This window comes from Bradyrhizobium sp. HKCCYLRH2060, assembly GCF_051168135.1.
Taxonomy (GTDB): Bacteria; Pseudomonadota; Alphaproteobacteria; order Rhizobiales; family Xanthobacteraceae; genus Bradyrhizobium.
The window spans coordinates 293,462-305,460 of record NZ_JBNPUK010000001.1 but is presented as its reverse complement, the minus strand read 5'-3'; the positions used below and the strand labels follow the sequence as shown (position 1 = coordinate 305,460).

Genomic DNA, 11,999 nt, shown 5'->3' with positions numbered 1-11,999 from the left:
GAGCCATGCGGACGCTCAACGAGCGCGCCGACGTCGTCCCGCTGATTGCCGAGGTGTTCCGCGAATTCGGCTTCGAGGGCACCTCGCTCAGCCGGATCACCGAGACGACGGGACTGGGCAAAGGCAGCCTCTATCACTTCTTTCCAGGCGGAAAGGACGAGATGGCGCGCGCGGTGCTGGCGCATGTCGACGCCTGGTTCGAGCGCGAGATCTATGCGCCGCTGCGCGATGATCCGCCGGAGCAGTCGATCGCGCGGATGTGGCGCGGCGTCGACGACTACTTCCGTTCCGGCCGCCGCGTCTGCCTGGTCGGGGCGTTCGCGCTCGACGAGACGCGGGATCGCTTCGCCGCCGCCATCGCCAGCTACTTCACGCGCTGGATCGAGGCCTTGCGCGATGCGCTGGTCCGCGACGGCTGGCCGGCGGCACAGGCCGCCGACGGCGCCGAGGAGGTGGTGCTCGGCATCCAGGGTGCACTGGTGCTGGCGCGGGCAACCGGTGAGGCGGCCGTTTTCGGCCGCGCGCTGATGCGGTTCCAAGCGCGTCTGCAACGATCATCCGTCGTCTGACTCTCGAAACGCCGGCGGCCGCTGCCTCCGCAAGCGGCAAATGGCGGGCTGAAATATCGGCGCGCGGCTCTCGTGAAATCGTGGTTGTCTTGGGCAACGTCTCGAGCAGCGGCGACACCAGGGAGGTCCGGCATGAACGGGTTAGGCGGTCTCAATAAATCCGACAACGGCGTGGTCATCGGCCTGGTGCAGCTGCAGCTTCCGGTCGTCGTGACCAAGGACGACCTTGCGCGGCAGACCGAGAAGATCGTCTGGACGGTCGGCAAGGCCCGGCGGAATCTCGGCACCATGGATCTCGTGGTGTTCCCGGAATATTCGCTGCACGGGCTGTCGATGGACACCAATCCCGAGATCATGTGCCGGCTCGACGGGCCGGAGGTCGCCGCGTTCAAGCAGGCCTGCATCGACAACAAGATCTGGGGCTGCTTCTCGATCATGGAACACAACCCCGACGGCAATCCCTACAATTCGGGTCTGATCATCGACGACCACGGCGACATCAAGCTGTATTACCGCAAGCTGCATCCATGGATTCCGGTCGAGCCGTGGGAGCCCGGCGATCTCGGCATCCCCGTGATCGAGGGACCGCGCGGCGCCAAGATCGCACTCATCATCTGCCATGACGGCATGTTCCCGGAGATGGCGCGGGAATGCGCCTACAAGGGCGCCGAGATCATGATCCGCACCGCCGGCTACACCGCGCCGATCCGCGACAGCTGGCGCTTCACCAACCAGGCCAACGCGTTCCAGAACCTGATGGTGACGGCCAATGTCTGCATGTGCGGCTCCGACGGTTCGTTCGATTCGATGGGCGAGGGCATGATCGTCAATTTCGACGGCAGCATCATCGCGCACGGCACGACGGGGCGCGCCGACGAGATCATCACCGCCGAGGTGCGCCCCGATCTCGTGCGCGAGGCGCGCATCAACTGGGGCGTCGAGAACAACATCTATCAGCTCTGGCACCGCGGCTATGTCGCGGTGAAGGGCGGCGCGATGGATTGTCCCTACACCTTCATGCATGACATGGTCGCCGGCACCTATCGCTTGCCCTGGGAGGATCAGGTCAAGATCACCGACGGCACCTCCTGCGGCTTCCCGGCGCCGACGCGCGCTTTCGGCAGGCTCGGCAAGGCGGCGGAGTGAGCGAATGCGGCGGCGCGTGCGGCCGCCGCAAGCTTGACAAATCGATCGTCCGCGAATTATTTTATACTTAAAATAATTGGCGGACAGGTTTTGTCATGAGTGCATCGGCGAAGGTGATCCCCCGCGACTGGCTCGACTGGCCGTTCTTCGAGCCGCGTCACCGCGCCCTGTGTGACCAGCTCGACCGCTTCGTCGGCTCGGGCGTTCTCGACGAGGTCGATCACGGCGACGTCGACACCGCCTGCCGCAAGATCGTGCGTGCGCTTGGTGCCGCAGGCTTGCTCGACAGCGCCGTCGTGGCGCCCGATGCGGATGCCGGCGCGATCGACTCGCGCGCGATCTGCCTGTCGCGCGAGACGCTCGCTTATGCCGACGGTCTTGCCGATTTCGCCTTCGCCATGCAGGGCCTCGGCTCCGGCGCCATCGCGCTCGGCGGCTCGCCGGAGCTGCGCGCCAGTGTCTTGCCGAAGGTGCGCGCCGGCGAATGGCTCGCCGCTTTCGCGTTGTCCGAGAAGGAGGCGGGCTCCGACGTCGCCGCGATGGCCTGCGCGGCGCGGCTGGACGGCGATACCTACGTGCTCGATGGCGAGAAGACCTGGATCTCCAACGGCGGCATCGCCGACGTCTACACGCTGTTCGCCCGTACCGGCGAGGCGCCCGGCGCGCGCGGCATCTCCGCCTTCGTCGTGTTTCCCGATGATCCCGGTTTCTCCGTCGCCGAACGCATCGAGGTGATCGCGCCGCACCCGCTGGCAACCTTGCGGCTGCAGAACTGCCGCATCCCGGCCAGCCGGCGCCTCGGTGCGCCCGGCGGCGGCTTCAAGCTGGCGATGCAGACGCTCGACATCTTCCGCGCCTCGGTGGCGGCTGCGGCCCTCGGCTTCGGCCGTCGCGCCCTCGACGAGGCGCAGGCGCATGCCTCGAGCCGGCAGATGTTCGGCGGCGTGCTGGCCGACCTGCAGATGACGCAGGCCGCATTCGGCGAGATGGCGACCGAGACCGACGCCGCGGCGCTCTTGACCTACCGCGCGGCCTGGCGCCGCGACGTGCAGAAGCTGCCGACCACCCGCGAGGCCGCGATGGCCAAGCTCACCGCGACCGAGACCGCGCAGCGCGTCATCGACCGCGCCCTGCAGATGTTCGGCGGCCGCGGCGTCCGCAAAGGCGAGATCGTGGAGAGCCTCTACCGCGAGATCCGAGCGCTGCGCATCTACGAAGGCGCGACCGAGGTGCAGAAGCTGATCGTCGCGCGCGAGTTTCTGAAGGCGCGGGCCGGCGTGGTGCGCGGCTGAGACCAGACGCGGGCGAGACCGGAATAGGGCTGGCGCACCCGACACGATTCGAACGTGTGACCTTTGCCTTCGGAGGGCAACGCTCTATCCAGCTGAGCTACGGGTGCGTACGGCCAATCGTTTAGCCGATTGCCTGGGCGACGGCAACGGCCTTGGATGCTCCCGGACCGGGCGGACGGCCGCTCGCGCCGCGAGGCAATTCCGCGGGGTCGCGCGGCCCAGCCGCTCCTGCCGCCCCGCCTTACGCCGGCACGATGGTCTTGCCGATCGGCCACAATGCCAGCCCGGCGAGCTTCAGATGGGCCCAGGCGAAGGGCAGGCCGATGATGCTCACCGCGAGCACGATTGCGGTCAGGAGGTGGCCGAGCGCCAGCCACCAGCCGGCCAGCACGAACCAGATGATGTTGCCGAGCAGGCCGAGAACGCCGGTTCCGACGTCCTCCATGCCGGTGAGCTCGTCGCGGCGAACCGCGCGCGAGCCGAACGGCAGCAGCGTGTAGGCGGCGATGTTGAAGGCGGCGCGGGACCAGGGCAGGCCGACGATCGTGATCGCCATCACGACCGCGGCGACCAGCCACCCGAACGCCATGTAGGCGCCGCCGCACAGGATCCAGAGGATGTTCAGAAGCATGGAAACCGGCTGCATGACGACCTGCCAACTCCGTTGTTGCCGCTCCGGATATAGGAACGCGGCGCCAAGGCCGGTAGCGGGCCGGGCGTCGAAATCTGCGTGGCCTCGCGCCGCAGGCTCGGCCGGGGCGGCCGGCGCGTTGAGGGAGCCGAAAAGCCGGCTCAGCCGGCGGCCTGCAGGCTCCCTGCCGCCGTTTCCGGAGCGAACAGCTTGCGCAGCTCGGCGGCCGGCTTCGGCGCGCTGAACAGATAGCCCTGCATCTCGGTGCAGCCAAGCTGCCGCAGCGCCGTCTGCTGCGCGCCGGTCTCGACGCCTTCGGCCGTGGTCGTCATGTTGCTGGCGGCGGCGATGCTCACCACCGCCTGGACGATCGCCGACGAGCTGCCGGCGCCGATGTCGCTGACGAAGCAGCGGTCGATCTTGATCTTGTCGAAGGGAAACCGCTTCAGGTAACTTAGCGACGAATAGCCGGTGCCGAAATCGTCGAGCGCGATGCGCACGCCCATGTCGTGCAGCTGGTGCAGGATGCCGAGCGCGACGTCGTCGTCGCTGATCAGCACCGCCTCGGTGATCTCGACCTCGAGTCGTTCGGGCGCAAGGCCGGCCGCCGACAGCGCGCCTGCGATCCGCAGCGCCAGGGTTGGCGATTTGAGCTGCACGGGCGAGACGTTCACGGCGATGCGGATGCCGGCGGGCCAATGCGCGGCCTCGGCGCAGGCGGTGCGCAACACCCAGTCGCCGATCTCGTTGATGAGCCCTGTGTCCTCGGCGAGCGGAATGAAGTCGAGCGGTGGCACCATCCCTCGCTCCGGATGACGCCAGCGCAGCAGCGCCTCGCAGCCGGTCATGACGTTCTCGCTGAAGCCGAGCAGCGGCTGGTAGTGCAGCTCGAACTGGCCTTCCGTGATCGCCCGGCGCAGGTCCTGCTGCAACTGCAGCCGCGCGCGCGCGTTTTCGTCCATCGACGGCTCGAAGAACCGGAAAGTGCGGCGGCCGCCGGCCTTGGCGGCATACATGGCGAGATCGGCATTCTTGGTCAGCTGGTCGCGCTCGACGCCGTCCTGCGGCGCCAGCGCGATGCCGATGCTGGCATCGGTCGACAATTGGTGGCCCAGGCAGCGATAGGGCTTGCGGATGGCCTCGAGGATCTCCTTCACGGCCACGATGACCGCGTCCCGGTCCGCAACGGTGGTCAGCAGCACCGCGAATTCGTCGCCGCCGAGCCGGGCGACCATATCCTCCGGCGCGAGGCAGCCCTCGATGCGGCGCGCGATCGTCTTCAACAGCTCGTCCCCGACATGATGGCCTAGCGAATCGTTGATGCCCTTGAATTCGTCGACATCGATGTAGAGCAGCGCGAAGAAGGTGCCGTGACGCGCGCGCTCCAGCTCTTCGTCGATGCGCTCCCGGAACAGCACGCGGTTCGGCAGCTCGGTCAATGCGTCGAAATGTGCGAGATGGGCGATCTTCTCGTCGGCCAGCCGCCGCTCCGTGGTGTCCTCGATCACATTGATCAGATAGCGCGGCTCGCGCGCATCGTCGGCGACGGCGATGCGCCGCGACGTGATGTAACGCAATCCCAGCCCCGGACTCTGCCAGGGATGTTCGGCGAGAAACAGCCCGTCCGACTGCTCCAGAGCCCGGTCGTCGTCCGCGGTCACCTTTTCCGCGACCGATCGCGGCAGCAGGTCGAACGCCGTCTTGCCGACGATCTCCTCGCGCGGCACACCGAAGCGTTGCTCGGTCGACTGGTTGACCAGGACATAGCGGCGGTCGCGGACGTCCTTGACCATGATGTGCGACGGGATGTGGTCGATGATCTCGCGCAGGAATGCGTAGTTGCGGTCGCGCTCCTGCTCGAGCCTGCGATGTTCGCTGATGTCCTCGATCGTCGTGACCCATCCGCCCGAGGCCAGCGGCTTGTCGATGATGTTGAAGAAGCGGCCGGCTCCGCCCTCCGCGATCATCTGCGACGTGCCGCCTGCCGCGGCTCTGTCGATGATGTCGGCGCAGAAGTCGGTCACGTCGCCGTTGAAGGATCCGCGCGCCTTGCAGTGCGCGATGACCTCGCTGAGGTGGGCGCCGGGCCTGATCACGTCCGTGGACAGGCCGAGCAGGTCGATGAAGCGCTGATTGAACATCACGACGCATGCGTTCGCGTCGAATGAGATCAGCCCCTGCGTCATGTTGTCCAGCGCAGTCTCGACCCTTTCCTTCTCGGTCTCCAGCTGACGCGTTGCCGCACGCCCCTGCCGCACGATCTGTCGGATCATCAGGCTGAACGTCAGGGCGATGACCGCGATCGCAAGCACCGCCGCGCCCACGAGCAGCACCATCTGCGATCGCCAGTCCGCGAGCGCAGCGTCGACCGGCCTGTTGGCCGAGATGACGAGCGGGAAGCGCCCGATCCTGGAAGCCGACGCGATCGTCTCCAGGTTGTCGACGGAGCTCGTGAGCAGGGTCGTGCGCAGGCCACTCTCGGCGACGCCCTTCAGCAACTCGTCGTTCCCGATCCTGGCGCCCATCAGGGATTCGGCGTGCGGGTAGTGCGCCAGCACGGCGCCGTCGGAATGGACCAGCATGATCGACGAGCCCTTCCCGAGGGCCATCGATTCCAGGAACGTCTCGTAAGTGTGCGGATCCACCCGGCGGGTCAGCAAGCCGAGGAATTCCCCGTTCGCGCCGTTCAGGCGATGCGCGACGATGGTCGCCCAGCCGCCGGTGACGCGGCTCATGACCGGCAGGATCACGAAGCTGTCCGGCCGCGATGTCGATTGCAGGTCCTTGAAGTAGGAGCGGTCCGCGACGTTGATGGCCGGCAGCGGGTCGTTGGACGACCAGTTCACGAAATTGCCGTCGACGTCGACGATCGTGAGGTCTCCCATATAGGACAGGCCATTGACCTGAGAGCGCAGCATCTCGCTGATCTCGGGCTTTGCCATCTCGGCCCGGAATGCCTCCGGCGAAGCGATCGACGCGAGCTGCATGCGGCCGATCGCGTGCGATACCGCGGTCTCCGCATCTTCGAACTGCTGCGCGAAATGCCGGCTCAACAGCAGCACGGTGTTCTCGAGTTCGCGCTCGTTGTTGGCGATCGCACGCGCCCGAAAGCCGCTGGCCATGACGATCGTCCCGATGACGATGGCTGCGATGAGAAGCGCTCCGCACGCAATCAGCCATGGCACCGGACCGCGCCAGAGGGACGTGCCAATCCGTTCCGGCTCGCTACCGGTCCCTGACGTATCTGCTGCGCCTTGCATGCCTTGATCGACCCGGGAGGAAATGACTTGTTGCAAGCCAGCTTGATAACAAGGCACTGGTGCCGGACCGGTTAGGAAATGCGGTTAGCCGTCGCTTAAGGCGCGCGCCGAAACTTCGCGGCAAACGATAATTTCTGCATGCGAATACCGTGCGGCAGAGGCTGCGGCGGCGCCGTTGCGCAGAATTTTAAGGGTACTTGCAGCTCAGCGCGCCGCACCCGGTTTGTTGCGAAGGCGGCCGACGACGCCGGTCGGAAAGAAATAGACGCTGGCGATGAACAAGAGGCCGAGCCACAGCAGCCAGCGGTCGGGGTGCAGCAGGCCGGGCAGCAGCGGCACTCCGGCGTCCGCAGCCGCGGTCGAAGCGATCCCCATCAGGGCCTGCAGATAATTCTGCGCCAGGATGAAGATCGCAGCTCCGATGATGGCGCCGTAGATGGTGCCCATGCCGCCGATCACGACCATCAGCAGGATGTCGAGCATGATCGAGAACGCCAGCGACGTGTCGGGCCCGGCATAGCGCAACCACAGCGCGTTCAACATGCCGGCGCAGGCGGCGATCACCGCAGCGATGCAGTTGGCGTAGGTGAGATGGAAGACGGTGCGATAGCCGAGCGCCTCGGCGCGGAAACGGTTCTCGCGGATCGCCTGCAGCACGCGGCCGAATGGCGAGTTGACGACGCGCAGCAGCGCCAGGATCATCAGCGCGCAGGCCGACAGCACCAGGTAATAGGTCAGAATGCGGCCGTTGATCGGAAAGCCGAACCAGTCCTTGCCGATGAACACGGTGCTCGGGCGCAACAGCTCGGGCAGCTGGAAGCTGCGGCCGTCCTCTCCGCCCGTCAGCCACGACAATTGCGACGCCAGTACCAGGAACGCGGAAGCGATGGCGAGCGTGATCATCGCAAAGAAGATCGCCTCGACGCGCAGCGAGAACAGCCCGATCGCGAGCGCGAGCAGCAAAGCGAGCGGCAGCCCGGCGGCGACGGCGACCGCCACCGAGGTCCAGTTTGGGCCGAGGCCGTAGAGCGCGATGGCGATCGCGTAGGAGCCGATGCCGTAGAACATCGTATGCGCGAACGAGACCGAGCCTGTATAGCCGAGCAGGAGATCGTAGGACGCGACCAGCGCCGCGAAGATGCAGATCTTGGCGGCGACGTTGAGCGCCTTGGCGCCGGGGAAGATGAAGGGCGTCGCCAGCAGCGCCAGAATGATGACGACGAGCAGGATCGACAGCGCACGGCTGCGGGGCGGATCGCCGGACAGGATCATCATCGGCTGGTCACCGCATAGAGACCGCGCGGCCGCCACATCAGCACAGCGACCATCAGCAGGATGTTGGAGACGAGGGCGAGCTTGGGCACCAGGAAGCCGCCATAGTTGGCGACCATCGCAACCAGGATCGCGCCGATGAAGCAGCCGGTGATCGAGCCGAGCCCGCCGATGATCACGACGATGAACACCAGCACGGTGAGCTCGTCGCCGAGCGAGGCGTGCACCTGCTCGCGATACAGCCCCCACATCACGCCGCCGAGTCCGGCCAGCGCCGATCCCGTCATGAAGACGCCGAGGAACAGGCGACGGATGCGATAGCCGAGCGCCTCGACCATCTCGCGGTTCTCGACGCCGGCGCGGATCAGGAGACCGAGCTTGGTGCGGTTCAGCACCAGCTCGATGGCGACGAAGATCGCCAGGCCGACCAGCATGGCCAGCAGCCGGTATTTCGAGATCGCGACGTCGCCGATGATGAAGGAGCCACGGAATGCGTTGGGTAGCGGCAGCGGAATGATCTGCGGACCGAACAGCGCATACAGCGTCTGCTCGGCGACGATGAGCCCGCCGGTGGTCATCAGGATCTGCTTGAGGTGCTGGCCGTAGACCGGCAGCACCAGCACGCGCTCGACGACGAGGCCGAGCGCGCCGGTGACGCCCATCGACAGCAGCGCTGCGGGGACGAGGACGGCGAGGTTGGTCAGCAGTGAGTCGGACTGGGCCCAGCTCGCCAGCGGCAGCAGCACCAGCGTCGCGACATAGGCGCCGACGGCGATGAAGGCGCCATGGCCGAAATTGAGCACGTCCATCAGCCCGAAGACGAGCGTCAGGCCGGACGCCATGATGAAGATCATCATGCCCATCGCCAGGCTGGCGACCGTCAGGGTCACCCAGGAGCTCGTCGATCCCACCAGCGGGATCATCAGCAGCGCCAGCACCACCGGCAGCAGCAGGGGCGCAATGTCGCGCTTCGGTTTCGGCAGTGCCTCGGTCGCAGCGATCTCGCTCATTGATGCGCCTCCAGGCTGAGACCGAGCAGGCGCTCCTGCAGCGGCACGTCGGCCGCGAGCGCGGCCATCTCGCCGCGATGGACGATGGTGCCGTTGTCCATCACCAGTACCTGGTCGCCGAGCTCGCGCGCGGCGTGGAAATTCTGCTCGACCAGCAGGATCGTGGCGCCACGGCGCTTGATCTCCTTGAGGCATTCGATCAGCGACACCACGATCGCCGGCGCCAGGCCCTTGGTCGGCTCGTCGATCAGCAGCAGCTTGCGCGGCTCGACGATCGCGCGCGCAATCGACAGCATTTGCTTCTGGCCGCCGGACAGGCTGCCTGCACGAGACAGCCAGAACTTCTTCAGGGCAGGGAAGAAGCCGAAGATCCAGGCGAGCTGGGCATCGTCGAGCGGGCCGTTGCGCGCCGCGAGCACCAGGTTCTCCTTGACGGTGAGGTCCGAGAACACCGCCATGCTCTCGGGTACGTAGCCGACGCCGCGCTGGGCGATGTCGGGCGTCGCCAGTTTTTCGATCGGTTCGCCGGCCAGCGCGATCGTTCCATTCCTAGCCTGCCACAGCCCCATGATGGTGCGCAGCGTCGTGGTCTTGCCCGCGCCATTGCGGCCGAGCAGCATCGTGGTCTGCCCCTCCGGCACTTCGAAATCCACGCCCTGCAGGATGTGATAACGCCCGATATAGGTCTCGACGGCAGACAGCGTCAGTAGCTTGCTCATGCCGCGCTCCGCGGGGCGACGCCCAGATAGGCTTCCTGCACGATCGGCGAGGCGATCACCTCCGCGGGCTTTCCGTCGGCCACCAGCTGGCCGTTATGCAGCACGATGATGCGGTCGGCGAGCGAGCGCACGACGTCCATCTTGTGCTCGACGAGCAGGATGATCTTGCTCTTGTCCTGCTTGAGCCTGCCGATCAGGTCGAGCACGACCGGCACCTCGTCGATGCTCATGCCCGCCGTCGGCTCGTCGAACATGAAAACCTTCGGCTCCAGCGCCATCATCAGCGCGACTTCGAGCTTGCGCTGGTCGCCATGCGACAGCGTCGTTGCGGTGACGCTGCGGCGGCCGCCGAGCGCGACCTGGTCGAGGATCGCGTCCGCTCGCGCAATCAGGTCGCGTCGTGCCATCCAGGGGCGGAGCAGGTCATAGTGCACGCCGCTCTGTGCCTGCACAGCGAGCCGCACGTTCTCCTCGACGCTGAGATTGGGAAAGAGGTTGGTGAGCTGGAACGCGCGTCCCAAGCCGGCGCGGGTGCGCAGGGGTGCCGAGAGACTGGTGATGTCGCGGCCGTCGAACAGGATGGAGCCCGAGGAGGCCGTCAGCTGGCCGGAGATCAGGTTGAAATAGGTGGTCTTGCCGGCCCCGTTGGGGCCGACGATGGCGGTCAGCTCGCCCGGCCTGAAGCTGCAGCTGACGCTGTTGACCGCGACATGACCGCCGAAACGGATGGTGAGGTCGCGGGTTTCGAGGGTAAGGGCCATGTCGCCAGCTTGTCAGTGCCAGTCAGAACGTGCCCGGCGCGAGGGCCGGGCACGCAATTCATCATCTCACCGCTTGTTGCGGATTGGCACCGCCATCTCGTCGATCTTGATCTCTCGCACCGGCTCGTTGACGGCCCAGGCGAGGTTCGGATCGACCTTGACGCGGAAGTGATACATGCTTTGCAGCGCCTGGTGATCTTCTTTCCGGAAGATCATCTTGCCCTTCGGCGTATCGAACTCCATGCCCTCCATCGCCGCGATCAGCTTCTCGGTGTCGGTCGACTTGGCCTTGGTGACGGCGGTGACGACGGCCATCGCGGCCGAGAAGCCGCCAGCGGTGAAGAAGTCCGGCGGCGCGTTGAAGCGCTTCTGGTGCTCGGCCACCAGCCAGTCGTTCACGGGGTTCTTGGGAATGTCATAATAGTAATAGGTGGCGCCTTCCATGCCCGGCAGCCGCTTGTAGGCGGCAAGCGCCGGCAGGATGTTGCCGCCGGTCGACAGCTCGATGCCGTAGCGCTTCGGATCCATGTCCTGCAGCTTTGTCAGTGGATCGCCAGCGCCGGCCCAGATCACCCAGATGATCTTCTTGCCGGGCTTGTCCTTCAGCGCATCGAACAGGCGCTGGCCGACGGCAGTGAAGTCGGTGGTGCTGGTCGGCACATATTCCTCGGCCCCCAGCGTCGCGCCGGTCTTGGCCAGCGCCTCCTTGAAGGCGGCGACGCCGTCGCGTCCGAAGGCATAGTCCTGCGCCAGCGTGGCGACCGTGACGCCCGGTTTGCCGATCGCGACCGCGTTGGAGATCGCATCCTGCGACGAGTTGCGGCCGGTGCGGAAGATGTAGCGGTTCCACTTCTCGCCCGTGATCTGGTCGGCGACCGCCGGCTCGACGATCAGGATCTTCTTGTTCTCCTCGGCGACCGGCAAGTCCGCGAGCGCCGCGGCGGAGGAGGTCGTGCCGATCGCGATGTCGGCGCCGTCATCCTGATAGGCTTCGGACAGTGCGGCCTTCGACAAATCGGGCTTGCCCTGGTCGTCCTTGGTGATGATGACGATCTTGCGACCGTCGATCATGTTGGTGCCCTTGGTGGCATATTCGAAGCCGAGGCGGAGACCCGCTTCGGTCTGCTTGGCGTAGGCCTCGAGCGGGCCGGTCTTGCCGTAGATGAGAGCGATTTTCAGATCGTCGGCCTGGGCGGCGGTGGCCAGCAGGGCGGCAGTCAATGATGAAACAATACCTTTGAGAATATGTGACGTCTTCACGAGCCTTCCTCCCAGCTACCGGCGGCTGTTGCCTGCAACTGATAGTGTGCAGGCTCAGCCTGGGTCAAGGCGCTTTCAG

The 11,999-nt window shown here is 66.1% G+C and carries 10 protein-coding genes and 1 tRNA gene; 3 read left to right on the top strand and 8 right to left on the bottom strand.

Annotated elements, in window-relative coordinates:
• Nucleotides 1-5 precede the first annotated feature (5 nt).
• The 3 genes from ACQR10_RS01255 to ACQR10_RS01245 all read left to right on the top strand — a co-directional run bounded on the left by ACQR10_RS01255 (nucleotide 6) and on the right by ACQR10_RS01245 (nucleotide 3,007).
• Entirely contained in the window at nucleotides 6-569 is a 564-nt protein-coding gene (locus ACQR10_RS01255; protein WP_316215324.1) for a TetR/AcrR family transcriptional regulator, read from the top strand.
• A 132-nt stretch (nucleotides 570-701) separates the two neighbouring features.
• Nucleotides 702-1,715: a formamidase gene (locus tag ACQR10_RS01250; RefSeq protein ID WP_316215323.1), complete on the top strand. Its 1,014-nt coding sequence runs from the start codon at nucleotides 702-704 to the stop codon at nucleotides 1,713-1,715.
• A 95-nt stretch (nucleotides 1,716-1,810) separates the two neighbouring features.
• On the top strand, nucleotides 1,811-3,007 hold the full coding sequence (locus tag ACQR10_RS01245; RefSeq protein ID WP_316215322.1) for an acyl-CoA dehydrogenase family protein: 1,197 nt from the start codon (nucleotides 1,811-1,813) through the stop codon (nucleotides 3,005-3,007).
• Between the two features lie 30 nt (nucleotides 3,008-3,037).
• Here ACQR10_RS01245 and ACQR10_RS01240 read toward each other — a convergent pair.
• The 8 genes from ACQR10_RS01240 to ACQR10_RS01205 form a co-directional block, all read right to left on the bottom strand.
• A tRNA-Arg gene (locus ACQR10_RS01240) sits at nucleotides 3,038-3,114 on the bottom strand.
• A 134-nt stretch (nucleotides 3,115-3,248) separates the two neighbouring features.
• Nucleotides 3,249-3,653: a YccF domain-containing protein gene (locus ACQR10_RS01235; RefSeq protein ID WP_315756821.1), complete on the bottom strand. Its 405-nt coding sequence runs from the start codon at nucleotides 3,651-3,653 to the stop codon at nucleotides 3,249-3,251.
• 146 nt (nucleotides 3,654-3,799) lie between these two features.
• A complete protein-coding gene (locus tag ACQR10_RS01230) occupies nucleotides 3,800-6,898 on the bottom strand; it encodes a bifunctional diguanylate cyclase/phosphodiesterase (protein WP_316215321.1) in 3,099 nt (1,032 codons plus the stop codon).
• A 204-nt stretch (nucleotides 6,899-7,102) separates the two neighbouring features.
• Nucleotides 7,103-8,173 carry a branched-chain amino acid ABC transporter permease gene (locus tag ACQR10_RS01225; RefSeq protein WP_316215320.1) on the bottom strand — a complete coding sequence of 357 codons (1,071 nt, stop codon included), beginning with the start codon at nucleotides 8,171-8,173 and terminating at the stop codon, nucleotides 7,103-7,105.
• On the bottom strand, nucleotides 8,170-9,180 hold the full coding sequence (locus ACQR10_RS01220; RefSeq protein ID WP_315803853.1) for a branched-chain amino acid ABC transporter permease: 1,011 nt from the start codon (nucleotides 9,178-9,180) through the stop codon (nucleotides 8,170-8,172). The genes ACQR10_RS01225 and ACQR10_RS01220 overlap by 4 nt, the downstream gene beginning before the upstream one ends.
• Entirely contained in the window at nucleotides 9,177-9,899 is a 723-nt protein-coding gene (locus tag ACQR10_RS01215; RefSeq protein WP_316179138.1) for an ABC transporter ATP-binding protein, read from the bottom strand. Before ACQR10_RS01215 ends, ACQR10_RS01220 begins: the two co-directional genes overlap by 4 nt.
• Nucleotides 9,896-10,660, bottom strand: a complete 765-nt coding sequence (locus ACQR10_RS01210) for an ABC transporter ATP-binding protein (protein ID WP_316179140.1) — start codon at nucleotides 10,658-10,660, stop codon at nucleotides 9,896-9,898. The genes ACQR10_RS01215 and ACQR10_RS01210 overlap by 4 nt, the downstream gene beginning before the upstream one ends.
• Nucleotides 10,661-10,726: 66 nt before the next feature.
• A complete protein-coding gene (locus ACQR10_RS01205) occupies nucleotides 10,727-11,920 on the bottom strand; it encodes a substrate-binding domain-containing protein (RefSeq protein WP_315715117.1) in 1,194 nt (397 codons plus the stop codon).
• Nucleotides 11,921-11,999 lie beyond the last annotated feature (79 nt).